The sequence below is a fragment of the Hansschlegelia sp. genome, assembly GCF_035538955.1.
Lineage (GTDB): Bacteria > Pseudomonadota > Alphaproteobacteria > Rhizobiales > Methylopilaceae > Methylopila.
In genome coordinates, this window is sequence record NZ_DATLJK010000015.1 from 343,488 (window position 1) to 357,007 (window position 13,520).

17 protein-coding genes are annotated in these 13,520 nt (G+C 68.3%); 8 read left to right on the top strand and 9 right to left on the bottom strand.

The genetic code is table 11. From position 1 onward, the window contains the following. Positions 1-2 precede the first annotated feature (2 nt). The 6 genes from VM780_RS13575 to VM780_RS13600 all read right to left on the bottom strand — a co-directional run bounded on the left by VM780_RS13575 (position 3) and on the right by VM780_RS13600 (position 4,867). Positions 3-647 carry a TPM domain-containing protein gene (locus VM780_RS13575; protein ID WP_325448188.1) on the bottom strand — a complete coding sequence of 215 codons (645 nt, stop codon included), beginning with the start codon at positions 645-647 and terminating at the stop codon, positions 3-5. Beyond that, positions 641-1,417: a TPM domain-containing protein gene (locus tag VM780_RS13580; protein ID WP_325448190.1), complete on the bottom strand. Its 777-nt coding sequence runs from the start codon at positions 1,415-1,417 to the stop codon at positions 641-643. Before VM780_RS13580 ends, VM780_RS13575 begins: the two co-directional genes overlap by 7 nt. Positions 1,418-1,517: 100 nt before the next feature. Further along, positions 1,518-2,783 carry a transcription termination factor Rho gene (rho, locus tag VM780_RS13585; RefSeq protein ID WP_183394897.1) on the bottom strand — a complete coding sequence of 422 codons (1,266 nt, stop codon included), beginning with the start codon at positions 2,781-2,783 and terminating at the stop codon, positions 1,518-1,520. 268 nt (positions 2,784-3,051) lie between these two features. Next, the gene (hemJ, locus tag VM780_RS13590; protein WP_325448193.1) at positions 3,052-3,480 is read right to left on the bottom strand and encodes a protoporphyrinogen oxidase HemJ; all 429 of its coding nucleotides are present in this window, start codon (positions 3,478-3,480) and stop codon (positions 3,052-3,054) included. Between the two features lie 35 nt (positions 3,481-3,515). Continuing rightward, positions 3,516-4,481 carry a uroporphyrinogen decarboxylase gene (gene hemE, locus VM780_RS13595; RefSeq protein WP_414652825.1) on the bottom strand — a complete coding sequence of 322 codons (966 nt, stop codon included), beginning with the start codon at positions 4,479-4,481 and terminating at the stop codon, positions 3,516-3,518. Between the two features lie 215 nt (positions 4,482-4,696). Continuing rightward, complete coding sequence (locus VM780_RS13600; protein WP_325448195.1) at positions 4,697-4,867, bottom strand: hypothetical protein; 171 nt, start codon at positions 4,865-4,867, stop codon at positions 4,697-4,699. Positions 4,868-4,930: 63 nt separating this feature from the next. Here VM780_RS13600 and VM780_RS13605 point away from each other — a divergent pair, with 63 nt between their 5' ends. Genes VM780_RS13605 through dnaQ form a run of 5 tightly spaced genes read left to right on the top strand, consistent with a single transcriptional unit; the run spans position 4,931 to position 8,548 of the window. After that, complete coding sequence (locus VM780_RS13605; RefSeq protein ID WP_325448197.1) at positions 4,931-5,785, top strand: pyruvate, water dikinase regulatory protein; 855 nt, start codon at positions 4,931-4,933, stop codon at positions 5,783-5,785. Then, positions 5,782-6,399: a Maf family protein gene (locus tag VM780_RS13610; protein ID WP_325448199.1), complete on the top strand. Its 618-nt coding sequence runs from the start codon at positions 5,782-5,784 to the stop codon at positions 6,397-6,399. The genes VM780_RS13605 and VM780_RS13610 overlap by 4 nt, the downstream gene beginning before the upstream one ends. Further along, positions 6,396-7,232 carry a shikimate dehydrogenase gene (locus VM780_RS13615; RefSeq protein WP_325448201.1) on the top strand — a complete coding sequence of 279 codons (837 nt, stop codon included), beginning with the start codon at positions 6,396-6,398 and terminating at the stop codon, positions 7,230-7,232. The genes VM780_RS13610 and VM780_RS13615 overlap by 4 nt, the downstream gene beginning before the upstream one ends. Before the next feature lie 26 nt (positions 7,233-7,258). After that, positions 7,259-7,843 (top strand): dephospho-CoA kinase, encoded by a 585-nt coding sequence (coaE, locus tag VM780_RS13620; RefSeq protein WP_325448797.1) that lies wholly within the window; start codon positions 7,259-7,261, stop codon positions 7,841-7,843. Positions 7,844-7,846: 3 nt separating this feature from the next. Further along, positions 7,847-8,548 (top strand): DNA polymerase III subunit epsilon, encoded by a 702-nt coding sequence (gene dnaQ, locus VM780_RS13625; protein WP_325448203.1) that lies wholly within the window; start codon positions 7,847-7,849, stop codon positions 8,546-8,548. 10 nt (positions 8,549-8,558) lie between these two features. Here dnaQ and secB read toward each other — a convergent pair whose 3' ends face one another. Together secB and VM780_RS13635 are read right to left on the bottom strand one after the other, a co-directional pair. Further along, on the bottom strand, positions 8,559-9,026 hold the full coding sequence (gene secB, locus VM780_RS13630; protein ID WP_325448205.1) for a protein-export chaperone SecB: 468 nt from the start codon (positions 9,024-9,026) through the stop codon (positions 8,559-8,561). 124 nt (positions 9,027-9,150) lie between these two features. Further along, positions 9,151-9,603: an FxsA family protein gene (locus VM780_RS13635; protein ID WP_325448207.1), complete on the bottom strand. Its 453-nt coding sequence runs from the start codon at positions 9,601-9,603 to the stop codon at positions 9,151-9,153. A 176-nt stretch (positions 9,604-9,779) separates the two neighbouring features. Between VM780_RS13635 and VM780_RS13640 the strand changes: the two genes are divergently transcribed. From VM780_RS13640 to VM780_RS13650, 3 genes are read left to right on the top strand one after another with little or no spacing between them, the layout of a single operon-like run. After that, on the top strand, positions 9,780-10,499 hold the full coding sequence (locus VM780_RS13640; RefSeq protein ID WP_325448209.1) for a Tim44/TimA family putative adaptor protein: 720 nt from the start codon (positions 9,780-9,782) through the stop codon (positions 10,497-10,499). Between the two features lie 17 nt (positions 10,500-10,516). Continuing rightward, a complete protein-coding gene (locus VM780_RS13645) occupies positions 10,517-11,656 on the top strand; it encodes a murein transglycosylase A (protein ID WP_325448211.1) in 1,140 nt (379 codons plus the stop codon). Further along, positions 11,653-12,216 carry a Smr/MutS family protein gene (locus tag VM780_RS13650; protein ID WP_325448213.1) on the top strand — a complete coding sequence of 188 codons (564 nt, stop codon included), beginning with the start codon at positions 11,653-11,655 and terminating at the stop codon, positions 12,214-12,216. Before VM780_RS13645 ends, VM780_RS13650 begins: the two co-directional genes overlap by 4 nt. Positions 12,217-12,222: 6 nt before the next feature. Here VM780_RS13650 and hslU read toward each other — a convergent pair whose 3' ends face one another. Beyond that, positions 12,223-13,518 carry an ATP-dependent protease ATPase subunit HslU gene (gene hslU / locus VM780_RS13655; RefSeq protein WP_183394886.1) on the bottom strand — a complete coding sequence of 432 codons (1,296 nt, stop codon included), beginning with the start codon at positions 13,516-13,518 and terminating at the stop codon, positions 12,223-12,225. Between the last annotated feature and the right edge of the window lie 2 nt (positions 13,519-13,520).

The following is a 13,520-nucleotide window of genomic DNA, read 5'->3' on the forward strand; positions in this document are numbered from 1 at the left end:
GCTTAGCGCGTCACGGGCTCGTTCGGGAGTTCGTCTCCGAGGCCGGGCTGCGGCGGCAGGACATCGGCGAGCGCGTCGCCACATCGTTCGACCGCCGCGACGATGCCGTCCGCGAGCCGGCCCTGCTTGGCGGCGGCGACCACCGCCATCACAGTCTCGCGCCACGTCTCCGGCGCGACGGCGCTGTGCACCCCCTGATCGGCGATGACTTCGACGTGCCGATCGGCGAGGGCGACATGGATCAGCACCCCGGTGCGCTCCTTGGTGCGGCCGAGCCCGAGCTCCGAGAAGGCGCGCTCCGCCGCCCGGCGCGCAGCCGACGCAGGCAGCCTGTCGAGCTGAAGCGCGCCCCGGACGCGCGGCGACACGGCGAGAACCGCAAGCGCGGCGAAGACCGCCGCCTGGCCGATCACAAGGTGCTCAAGCGGCAGGCGAAGCAGCGACAAAGGCGCCGCCGAGAGGATCGCCAGAAAGCCCGCAATGACGAGCGCGATCGTGACGTCCCGTTCCTCGCAAGGCTCGGTCTCGATCACCACGACGATTTCGCCGGCCGTACGGCTCTCGGCGGCGCGTACGGCGGCCGTGATCCGCTCCCGGTCGGCCGCGGTGAGCGCCGTTTGCTGGGCGCAGGGCGCTTCGCTCACCATCCCCCGGACGCTCCGCCGCCGCCCGATGAGCCGCCCCCGCCTCCGCCGAAACCTCCGCCCCCGCCGCCCGACCAGCCCCCGCCGCCGAAGCCGCCGGGCCCGCCAATGATCCAGGGCGAATAGCGTCTGGAGCGGCCGCCGCCGCGGATCGAGCGCCACAGCACGAAAAGGAAGAACGCCAGGAACAGGATCATGAAGATGCTGACGCCCGCCGGCGCTTCTTCCTGCTGGCTCAATTGCGCCGCGCGGGCCTTGTAGTCCTCGGCCTGGCCGGAGAACACCGCCATTACGTCGTCGGCGCCACGCGCAATTCCGCCCGGTATGTCGCCGGCGCGGAAGCGAGGCAGGATCGCGTTCTCGATGATCAGCCGGGAGACCGCGTCGGTCAGATCGCCCTCGAGGCCATAGCCGACCTCGATCCGCACCTTCCGCTCATTCGGAGCGACGAGCAGCAGCGCCCCGTCATTGCGCGTGGCGTCGCCCAGCTTCCACTCACGGAACAGGCGGTTGGCGAAGTCCTCGACACTCGTGCCCTGCAGGGAGGGAACGGTCGCGACAGCGAACTGGTGGCCGGTGCGCTCGCGGAAGGATTTGAGCTTCTCGACCAGCGCCTGTTCGTTGGCGGGCGGCAGAACGTCCGCCGCATCGACCACATAATTCGTGAAAGCCGGGAAAGAGAGCTCGGCCCGAGCGGGCGCGAGCGCCGCGAGCGCCGCGAGCGCGAAGATCGTGAGCGCGAGAAGTCTGCCGAGAACGCGCGTGGTCATCATGGCGCAAACTTAGCAGAAGCCGCCGCCGTTCCCCGGTCCGTCCGGCCGGCGCCACACGAAGGAAGCCGAGGCCGGCCGAAGCGGGACCGGCGATCCTGCCTCAGGTGTTCATCGACTCGAAGAAATCGGCGTTGGTCTTGGTTGAGCGCAGTTTGTCGAGCAGGAACTCGATGGCGTCGACCGTCCCCATCGGGTTCAGGATGCGGCGCAACACATACATCTTCTTGAGCTGATCGGCCGGGACGATGAGCTCTTCCTTGCGGGTTCCGGACCGCGTGATGTCCATCGACGGGAAGACGCGCTTGTCCGAGACCTTGCGGTCGAGAATGATCTCGGAATTGCCCGTGCCTTTGAACTCCTCGAAGATCACCTCGTCCATGCGCGAGCCGGTGTCGATCAGCGCCGACGCGATGATGGTGAGCGAGCCGCCTTCCTCGATGTTGCGCGCCGCGCCGAAGAAGCGCTTCGGCCGCTGCAGGGCGTTGGCGTCGACGCCGCCCGTCAGCACCTTGCCGGACGAGGGCACGACCGTGTTGTAGGCGCGGCCGAGGCGCGTGATCGAATCGAGCAGGATGACCACATCACGGCCGTGCTCGACGAGGCGCTTCGCCTTCTCGATCACCATCTCGGCGACCTGGACGTGGCGCTGCGCCGGCTCGTCAAAGGTCGAGGAGATCACCTCGCCCTTCACCGAGCGTTGCATGTCGGTGACTTCCTCCGGCCGCTCGTCGATCAGCAGCACGATCAGGTAGCACTCGGGGTGATTGGCGGCGATCGCGGTCGCGATGTTCTGCATCATGACCGTCTTGCCCGTCCGCGGCGGCGCGACGATCAGCGCGCGCTGGCCCTTTCCGAGCGGGGCGACGATGTCGATCACGCGGGTCGACATGTCCTTCTTGGTCGGGTTCTCGATCTCCATCCTGAGCCGCTCGTCCGGATAGAGCGGGGTCAGGTTGTCGAAATGCACCTTGTGGCGCGCCTTGTCAGGGTCCTCGAAGTTGATCGTGTTGACCTTGAGTAGCGCAAAGTAACGCTCACTCTCCTTCGGGCTCCTGATCTGGCCCTCGACCGTGTCGCCGGTGCGGAGCGAGAAGCGCCGGATCTGCGAGGGCGAGATGTAGATGTCGTCCGGGCCCGGCAGATAGTTGGCGTCCGGCGACCTCAGGAAGCCGAAACCGTCCTGCAGGACCTCGACCACGCCGCCGCCGATGATGTCGACGTCCCGCGCCGCGAGTTGCTTCAGGATCGCGAACAGCAGCTCCTGCTTGCGCAGCGTGCTCGCGTTCTCGACCTCGAGCTCCTCAGCCTGAGCGAGGATTTCGGTCGGGGATTTGGCCTTGAGATCAAAGAGCCTGACTTCTGGCATCGGGGGCCTTTGGCAGTGGAGTCCGGCGCAAGCTGGCCGGGCGAAAGGAAGGAGAGAAGGAGACGGACGTTCGCCGGGCGGCGCGTCAGCGGAGGACCGTCCGGTCTTCCGTGGTCGTGGCGTCGGAGGGGCTAGGCCCCGCTCACGGAACTTAACGAGCTCTGAACTGAACCCGTGCGCCGACAACCGACTCTTGAGAGGAGTCCGTCATACCGGGTGCCGCGGCGCTCCACAAGGGGAATGCTACGCGTCACGAGGATTTCAGACGTCAGAACGGCTTGACGATCACCAGGATGACGATCGCCAGCATCAGCACCGCCGGAACCTCGTTGATGATCCTGTAGAAGCGCGCCGACCGGGCGTTCCGGTCATTCGCGAAATCGCGCGTGTAGCGGGCGAGCGCGCCGTGCATGCCGGACAGGACCAGCACGAAAAGCAGCTTGGCGTGCAGCCACCCGGAGGTGATCCAGCCGCCCTGCCAGACGAGCGTGAGACCTGCCAGCCAGGTGACGATCATCGCCGGCGTCGCAATTCCTCTCAGCAGCCGTCGCTCCATGACCTTGAAGGTCTCGGAGGTCTCCGAGCCGGCTGGAGCCCCGACGTGATAGACGAACAGGCGAGGCAGGTAGAGCATCGCCGCCATCCAGGCGATCACCGCGGCGACGTGGAGCGCCTTGATCCAGAGATAGACGTCCATCTGCCCTCGAATCGGAACCGCCGCGCAAAGGCAGCCTAGCGGCTTCGCCGCACGCGCGCCACGAGTTGCGCCACATGTTCCGGGGGCGTGTGCTGCCTCACCCCATGCCCGAGGTTGACCACGAGCGGCCCCTCTCCGAGCTCCTCGATCACGCGGTCCACCGCCCGGTCGAGCGGCGCTCCGCCGGCCATCAGCGCCAGTGGGTCGACGGCGCCCTGAAGCGCGACTCCCGCCGGGACGGCCGCGCGCGCGGCGCGGAGATCTTCCGAGGTGGCGAGCCCGAAGGCGTTTGCCGGGACTTCGCGGGCGAAGCCCGCGAGCTTGGCCCCCGCGCCGCGAGGGAAAGCGAGGATCTTGGCGTCTGGCGCTTTCGCGCGAACGCGCTCACAGAGCGCCTTGATCGGCTCGGTCGACCAGCGGGTGAATTCATCTGGCGGCAGGTCGCCGCTCCAGCTGTCGAAGATCTGGACCGCGTCGGCGCCCGACTCGAGCTGGGCGAGGAGATGCGCGGCGGAAGCCTCGACGAGCCGCTCGATGAGTTCCGCGAACGTGTCTGGATCGCGATAGGCGAGCAGGCGCGCGGGGGCCTGCTCGTCGCCGCCGCGGCCCGCGACCATGTAGGTCGCGACCGTGTAGGGCGCGCCGCAGAAGCCGATCAGAGCCTTGTCCGGCGCGAGCTCGGCGCGAACCCGCCGAACCGTCTCATAGACCGGCGCGAGCATGGCCAGATCGATTTCCTCCCGCAGGCGGCCGAACTCGGCGCGCGAGGAGACCGGCTCGAGCCGTGGTCCTTCGCCCTCGACGAAACCGACATGCTGCCCGAGCGCATGGGGGACGACCAGGATGTCGGAGAACAGGATCGCAGCGTCGAAATCGAACCGACGGATCGGTTGCAGCGTTACCTCTGTCGCGAGATCCGGCGTGTAGCAGAGATCGAGGAAGCCGCCTGCCTTGGCTCTGAGCTCACGGTACTCCGGGAGATAGCGTCCCGCCTGGCGCATCAGCCAGACCGGAGGCGTCGGAAGCGTCTCTCCGGCGAGCGTTCTGAGGAACAGAGACCCGTCTCTCGAAGGCGATTGTCTTCGCTCAACCACAGGCGGGTTCACTCGGGCCTCTCTTCCAGACTCTAAGATTCGAGTCTTTCTGCTTCTTTTTCTAGGCAGGCGGATTACAGCCGTTACGACCCCTCCACAACCCGTCCACAGACGCCCTCTCGTTAACCATCCGTTAACGCCTGAGGCGAAGCCTGCATTACCGACGGGTTAAGGAGTTGTTCACCATTTTCCCGAAAGCGGCCCGCATCGCTATCCCGACGCTGAGGGGTGTTGATGAAAATGACCGCCTCGGCGACAGTACGGCCCCGGCCCGCCAAAGCGGCTTCGATCATCCACAGGCGTCCACCGCATCCTCGACAGCCTTACGCCAGGCGGTCCCCCGCACTGCAGCTCTGATGTCGTCCCAGAACTCGTTCCATTTCCATCTCGTTTCCGACGCGACCGGCGAGACGCTGGTCGCGGTCGCGCGCGCCGCCGCCTCGCAATACGCCGCCATCGCGAGCGTCGAGCATGTCTACCCGCTGGTGCGTTCGGTCCGGCAGCTGGAGCGGGTGCTCGACGAGATCCAGTCCGAACCCGGCATCGTGCTCTATACGCTGGTCGAGCCTGAACTGATCGACATGCTGGAGAGCCGCTGCGGCGACCTTGGCTGTCCGTGCCTCTCGGTGCTCGCCCCGGTGTTCCAGCTTTTGCAGTCCTATCTGGGCGCGGAGCAGGCGAACACGCCGGGCGCCCAGCACGCGCTGAACGCGGGCTATTTCAAGCGCATCGAGGCGCTGAACTACACGATGGCCCATGACGACGGTCAGGAGGCGGGCGACCTTGGAGAAGCCGACGTCGTGCTGCTGGGGGTGAGCCGCACCTCGAAGACGCCGACTTCGATCTATCTCGCCAATCGCGGCGTGAAGACCGCCAACATCCCGCTGGTGCCGAACTTGCCGCCGCCCCATGGTCTCGAGACACTGACCGGCCCGCTCATCGTCGGCCTCGTGGCGTCGCCCGAACGGATCGTTGCGATGCGGCATAACCGAATTCTTGGCCTTGAGGGCCAGGCTCCCGGCGTTCTTGGGGACGGCTCCTACGTGGATCCCGAAGCTGTGGCGTCCGAGGTCATGTTGTCGCGCCGGTTCTGCGCGCGTCACGGCTGGCCGACCATCGACGTGACGCGCCGTTCGATCGAGGAGACGGCTGCGTCCGTGATCGCAATGCTCACCGAGCACAAGGCGAAGCGCGCGGCGGAGGGGCAGTGAGCCCGCTATGGCTCGACCGGGCGCCGCCGGCGCTCGCGTCGAAAAGCGGAATTCGCGCTCAGATCCTCAGGGAGGCAGGCCTGTCGCCGGAGATTGTCCCTTCCCGGATTGACGAACGGCGCGTCGAGGCTCAGCTCGATCCCGCGCACAAAACGCCAGCCGGAGTCGCGCGCGCTCTCGCGACCGCCAAGGCGGCGGAGGTCTCCTCCCGATATCCGGATCGATTGGTGATCGGCGCTGATCAGACGCTCGCGCTGGGCGAGGAAAGATTCACGAAGCCGGCCGATATCGCCGCCGGGCGGGAGCAGCTTCGGCGGCTGTCCGGGCAGACCCACAGCCTCTTTTCGGGCGTGGCGATCGCGCGGGGCGGCGAGGCTCTGTGGAGCTTCGTGGACGAGGCGCGGCTGACGATGAGGCCGCTGTCGCCCGACTTCGTCGACGCCTATCTGGCCGCCGCCGGCCCCGAGATCCTCAAGAGCGTGGGCGGCTACCAGTTCGAGGGGCTTGGCGCGCATCTTTTCGCGGCGGTCACGGGAGACTTCCGGACCATCCTGGGCCTGCCGCTGTTGCCGCTCCTCGCGGCCCTGCGTGACCAAGGAGCGATCCGAGCATGAACGGGCCGAAAGCCTGTGTGATCGGCTGGCCGGTCCGGCAGTCGCGCTCCCCGCTGATCCACCGCTATTGGCTCCGCCTTTACGGAGTCGAGGGCTCTTACGAACTTGCGGAGGTCGAGCCCGACGCGTTCGAGGCCTTCGTTCGAAGCTTTGCGGCGCAGGGTTTCGTGGGCGGGAACGTCACGGTGCCTCACAAGGAGGCGGCCTATGCCTTGCTCGACGCGGCGGAGCCTGCAGCGGTGGAGCTGAAGGCGGCGAACACGCTCTGGCTCGACAACGGCGCTCTCAAGGGAACGAACACGGATGGGTTCGGTTTCCTGGCCAACCTCGACGACGCCGCTCCAGGCTGGGAAGGGCGCCGCCGGCTCGCGGTGGTGCTCGGCGCGGGCGGCGCGTCGCGCGCCGTTGTTGCGGCGCTTGCCGGGCGTGGCTTCGCGCGCGTTGCGGTGGTGAACAGGACAGCGTCCCGCGCGTTCGAGGTCGCTCGCCTCGCGGGGCGGGCCGGCGAACCCTATGGGCCGGACGATCTGCCCGAATTGCTTGCGGAGACCGGTCTCCTGGTCAACGCCACGTCGCTCGGCATGACGGGCAAGCCGCCGCTCAAGATCGATCTCGCGCCGCTCTCCCGCAGCGCCGTCGTGACCGACCTGGTCTACGCTCCGCTCGAAACCGACCTGCTGGCGGCGGCTCGCGCCCGAGGAAACGCAGTGGTTGACGGGCTCGGGATGCTGCTCCACCAGGCCGCGCCCGGCTTCGAACGCTGGTTCGGCGTCCGGCCCGAGGTCACGCCGGAATTGCGCAGCATTCTGATCGACAACCTGCTCGGTCGATGACGAAGGCGCCGCCGCCCGCGCCAAAAATGCTGGTGATCGGCCTGACCGGCTCGATCGGCATGGGCAAGAGCACCACCGCCAGGCTGTTCGCCGAGGAGGGCGCCGCGGTTCACGACGCCGACGCGGCCGTACATGCGCTCTACAGAGGAAAGGCTGCGCCACTGATCGAGGCCGCTTTCCCCGGCGTCACGCGTGACGGGCAGGTGGACCGAAAGGAGCTGGGGAAGAGGGTTCTGGGAGACGCCGCGGCCCTCGCGAAACTCGAGGCGATCGTCCATCCTCTGGTGCGTGAGGCGGAGGCCGAGTTCCTGCGCGACGCCCGCGCCAGCGGAGTGCGGGTGGCCGTGCTCGACATTCCGCTGCTCTTCGAGACCGGTCGCGCGGGTCAGGTGGACGCTGTCGTGGTGGCGAGCGCGAACGAAGCCGAACAGCGGCGGCGGGTGATGGAAAGGCCGGGGATGACGGAAGAGATCTTCCGGCGCGTGCTCGCGCGTCAGATGCCCGACGCCGAGAAGCGCGCCCGTGCGGATGTCGTGATCGACACGTCCCGCGGCGTCGAGGACGCCCGGGCGCAGGTCCGCGCCGCCCTTACCCGCCTGCTGGGGCGCTGAAGAATGCGGGAAATCGTGCTCGACACCGAGACCACCGGGCTCGATCCGCTGACCGGCGATCGCGTCGTGGAAATCGGCTGTGTGGAGCTGCTCAACCGTATTCCCACGGGCGCGACGTTCCACGTCTATCTGAACCCCGAGCGCGACATGCCCGAAGAGGCGTTCCGCGTTCACGGCCTTTCAGCGGACTTTTTGGCCGACAAGCCGCGCTTCGCCGAGATCGCGGAAGATTTTCTGGAGTTCGTGGCCGACGGAGCGCTGGTCATCCACAACGCCGCCTTCGACATGGCGTTTCTGGACGCGGAGCTGAAGCGCCTGGGGCGTCCGCCGATCGGCCGCGAGCGGGTGGTCGACACGCTGATGCTGGCGCGCCGCAAGAACCCAGGCGGCGCGAATTCGCTCGACGCCTTGTGCCAGCGCTATGGGATCGACAATTCCCGCCGCACGAAACACGGCGCGCTGCTCGACAGCGAAATCCTCGCCGAGGTCTATCTGGAGCTGCTTGGCGGCCGGCAGGCGTCGCTCGGCCTGTCGCATCTCGCCGGCCGCGCCCTGGCGCGGGGCGCAGGCGTGGGGAAGCGGCCGACGCCGCTCGAGCCGCGCCTGACCGAGGCGGACGTCGCGGCGCATCTCGCCTTTGTGGCGACGCTCGGGGGCGAGCCGATCTGGCGGGAATACACGGCCGCCGCCGAGGCGGCGGCCTGAGTTCAGGAGCTCAGGCGGTGCCCTGAGCGTCTTCGGCGCGGGCGCGATAGAGCGCCGCGAAGTCCACGGGATCGATCATCAGCGGGGGGAAGCCGCCGTTGCGGACCGCGTCGGCCACGATCTGCCGCGCAAACGGGAACAGCAGGCGCGGGCACTCGATCATCACCACCGGGTGCAGCTGCTCCTCGGGGATGTTGATCACCCGGAACACGCCGCCATAGGACAGGTCGACCCGGAACACGAGGCTTTCGCCGTCCTTCGCCTGGCCCTCGATCGCGAGCTCCACGTCGAAATCGGCGTCGCCGACCTTGCGGGCGTTGACGTTCACCTTGATCTCGATCTGCGGAGCCGTCGTGCGCGGCGCGAGGGAGCGCGGGGCGTTAGGATTCTCGAACGACAGATCCTTGACGTATTGCGCCAGAACGTTGATGGCGGGCGCGTTGTTCTCGCCCGCGGGCGCGCCGTTGTTGCTGGCCATGCGTTTCGTCTCTATCGGCTCGAGGGGACGTCGGGCGGATCAATGAGGCCGCGACGGTGGCGCGGCGTAGCATGACGTTCGCCGGCGTCGCAAGGCGGCAGCCGTCTTCAAGACGATGAGCGGCTCAGGCTTCCCGCCTGCCGGTCGGCTGCACCTCGCGCCACTCCTGCCGATCCAGGTCGAGCATCTCGGCCCGGCCGCGAGCCGCCTGCTGCTGCGGCCGCTGCTGCCGGACGGGCTCGGCGCCGCGGATAAGCCGGCTGAGCCGCTCGCGCACCTCCGGAACGAGCGCCAGCACGCCGAGCGTGTCGGTGATGAAGCCTGGGATGGTGAACAGCAGGCCGGCGAGGCCGCGCAGGCTGTGCGACTTGTCGAGCGCGATCGACATCAGGCCCCCGCCGCTGCGCGCGCGCACTCTGGCCTCGCTCAGCAGCGAGCCGAGCATGGCGACGCCGATCAGCGAAATGCCGAGCTGCAGCAGGATGGCCTTCCCGAAGCCGATGGCGCTCGCGACCAGCACGAACGCGATCAGCTCAGCGACGGGCAGGATGAGTATCAGACCGAGGATGCGAGGCATGACGTGTCCGTGAAGATCCTTGATGCCGAACGGCTTAGGTCATCATGTGGGGGCTCATGCGCGCCTGATTCAAGCGCAAGCGCGTTTGCGTGACTGGAATCGGGCGCCGCGCTCATCACATATAGAGTGCGCCCGCGAAATTGCCGGGGCCAAGGCCCGACAGACTGCGAGACAAGATGAGCGACGGCTTCGACATCTACACTGTGATCATCCTTGTGCTGGCGGTGTTCATCTTCCTGCGGCTGCGGTCGGTGCTCGGCACCCGCACGGGCAATGAGCGGCGGCCGAGCGATCCTTTCGTGGGAAGGCCTCAGCCGAAGCCGGAGCCGCCGGCGAACGACAAGGTCATCCCGCTGCCGCAGCGGAATTCCGAGCCGCAGCGACCGGCTCCGGAGGTCGCCGAGCCGGAGCCCGGTCCTCGCTGGTCCGGACTCGTCGATCCGGACAGCGCAGCTGCGCTTGGTCTCGACCGCATTGCCGAAGCGGAGGGGGGCTTCGACGCCCGCGCGTTCGTCGCTGGCGCGCGAAGCGCTTACGAGATGATCGTGACGGCCTTCGCCGCGGGCGACCGGAAGACCCTGAAGCCGCTGCTGGCGCGCGACGTGTTCGAGAGCTTCTCGGCCGCGATCGCCGATCGCGAAAATCGCGGCGAGACCATGGAGTCGAACTTCGTCTCGATCGACAAGTCCGAGATCGTGGGCGCGGAGGTGGCTGGCCGCACAGCTCAGATCACGCTGCGGTTCGTCTCGAAGCTGATCACCGTGACGCGTGACCGTGGCGGCGCCGTGATCGACGGCAGCCCGACGGAGATCGTCGATCTCGTCGACGTATGGACCTTCGCCCGCGAGCTCAACGCGCGCGACCCGAACTGGCGCCTCGTCGCGACCGGCTCCTGACGGGAGGCGGAAGCGGGGTGCGCGGCTGGGGGGCCGCAATGGCGATCTGTGCGGCGCTGCTGCCGGCGCCGGGCGCGGCGGCCGCTTCGCGAACGCTCACGCCCATGAACTTCGGGGATCTCGCCGGCTGGGCGCAGGACGACCATGCGGCGGCTTTCCGCACCTTCGCGGCCTCATGCAGGGCGATCCGCGACGGCGTTCCGCCGTCACGGGCGGCCTTGCCGCCGACACCTGCCCTTGTGCGGGCATGCGAGGATGCGCTGGGGCTCGGAACGCCTGACGGCGACGCCGCCCGCGCGTTTTTTGAGCGGTCTTTTCAGCCGTTCCTGGTCGGCGATGGAATGCTCACCGGCTATTACGAGCCCGAGATAGACGGTTCGCGAACGCCAATCGGGCGATTCAACACGCCGCTTCTGGCCCGGCCGGACGATCTCGTGACCATTCCGGATGGCGAAACCCTGCCGGGCGTGCCGCCGGGACTCGGCGGCGCACGCAAGGCGGCAGGCGGCGGCTTCGAGCCCTATCCGGACCGCGCCGCGATCGAGGACGGCGCGCTTGCCGGACGGGGCCTCGAGCTCGTCTATGTCGAGCCGGTCGACGCGTTCTTCGTCCACATCCAGGGCTCCTCCCGCGTGCGGCTGCCGGACGGCTCCGCGCTTCGCCTGGTCTTCGACGGCCGCAACGGCCGGAAGTTCAGCGGCATCGGCCGGCTGCTGGTCGAGCGCGGCCTGATGACGAAGTCCGGCGCCTCGATGGCCGCGATCCGCGCCTGGCTTGCGGCCAATCCGCGAGAGGGCCGCGCGCTGATGCGCGAGAACGCCTCTTACATCTTCTTCCGCATCGACGATTCGCTCGACGAGAAGGACGGACCGCGAGGCGCCGAGAACGTGCCCCTGACGCCCAGGCGCAGCATCGCAGTGGACCGGGGCCTCTGGTCCTATGGGCTGCCCTTCTGGCTCGACAGCCGCTTTCCGGACGGCGAGACGCTCCGCAGGCTGATGATCGCCCAGGACACGGGGTCGGCCATCCTCGGCGCCGCGCGCGCCGATTATTTCGCCGGAACCGGCGACGCCCCCGGCTCGGTTGCGGGCGGCATGAAACAACAGACCCGCTTTGTCGTGTTGTTGCCGCGCGGCGACGCGGCTCCGGAACGATGAGCGGCGGGAGGCGCCGCCGGGTCGTCTCCGAGGCAGAGCTCGCGCTGTGGATGAAGGTCGCCGAGACGGTCGAGCCGCTCCCCGGCCGCGCTCTTCCCGAACCTGTGGCGCAGCCGGCGCCGCCTAAGCCCGTCGAGGAGCGTCCCGCCTCGCCGCCGTCGGCTGCCGTCGTTGCGCCGAAACCCCTCCGTCCGTCGCCCCCGCCGCTCGCGCCCCTGGAGGCCAAGCTGCGGCGCAGACTGGCCAGGGGCGTGGTCGAGATCGACGCGCGCGTCGACCTTCACGGCCTGAGGCAGGACGAAGCGCACCGGCGGCTTGCGTCGTTCCTGATCCGCGCGCAGGCGGAGGGTCACAAGGTGGTGCTGGTGATCACCGGCAAAGGCCGCCCCGGCGCAGAAGAGGCCTTCGGGTCCGAACGCGGCGTCCTCCGCCGGTCCGTGCCGCACTGGCTGAGCTCTCCGGCGGCGCGGGACGTCGTGATCGGCTTCGAACCCGCCGACCCCGTCCATGGCGGGGCCGGCGCGCTCTATGTCCGGATCAGACGCAGCGGTCGGCGCTGAGCCGCGTCAAAGGATGAAGCGGCTCAGATCGGCGTTCTTGGCGAGGTCGCCGACATATTTGCGGACGTAGTCGCCGTCGACCACGACTGTCTCGCCGCCGCGGTCGGCGGCGGTGAAGCTGATCTCGTCCAGCACCCGCTCCATCACGGTCTGCAGCCGGCGGGCGCCGATGTTCTCGACGCTTGCGTTGACCTCGACCGCGATGTCGGCGAGCGCCGCGACGCCGTCTTCGGTGATGTCGAGCGTCACGCCTTCCGTCGCCATCAGGGCCACGTACTGCTTGACCAGGCTCGCCTCGGTGTCGGTCAGGATCCGGACGAAGTCCTCCCGGGTGAGCGCGTTGAGCTCGACGCGGATCGGCAGCCGCCCCTGCAGTTCCGGCAGCAGGTCGGAGGGCTTGGCGACGTGGAAGGCGCCCGACGCGATGAACAGGATGTGGTCGGTCTTCACCGGCCCGTGCTTGGTCGCGACCGTGGTGCCCTCGATCAGCGGCAGCAGGTCGCGCTGCACGCCTTCGCGGCTGACGTCGCCGGCGCGGCCCTCGCGGGCGCAGATCTTGTCGATTTCGTCGAGGAACACGATGCCGGCGTTCTCGACGGCCTTGATGGCCTCCGCCGTGAGCTGCTCCTGGTCGAGCAGCTTGTCGGACTCGTCCGCGATCAGCTGGTCGCGCGCGTCCCTGACAAGCACGCGGCGCGCCTTCTTCTGGCCCTGGAAGGCTTTGCCCATGAGGTCGCCGAGCGAGATCATGCCGACCTGCCCGGGCATGCCGGGGATCTCCATCATGGCCGGTCCGGAAGACGCGACCTCGATCTCGATTTCCTTGTCCTCCATCTCGCCCGCCATCAGCTTCCGGCGGAACGACTCGCGGGTGGCGGGGCTTGCGGCGGGACCGACCAGCGCGACCAGGATGCGCTCCTCTGCGGCGAGCTCCGCCTTCGCCCGGACGTCCTTGCGCCTGGTCTCGCGCACCAGGCCGATCGCCACCTCGACCAGGTCGCGCACGATCTGCTCCACGTCGCGGCCAACATAGCCGACCTCGGTGAACTTGGTGGCCTCGACCTTCAGGAAGGGGGCGTTGGCGAGGCGGGCAAGCCGGCGCGAGATCTCGGTCTTCCCGACGCCGGTCGGGCCGATCATCAGGATGTTCTTCGGCAGCACCTCTTCCCGCAGCGCGCCGGTCAGCTGCAGACGACGCCAGCGGTTCCTGAGCGCGATCGCGACGGCGCGTTTGGCGTCGCGCTGGCCGACGATGTGCCGGTCGAGCTCGGAGACGATTTCTCGGGGGGAAAGATCGGTCATGC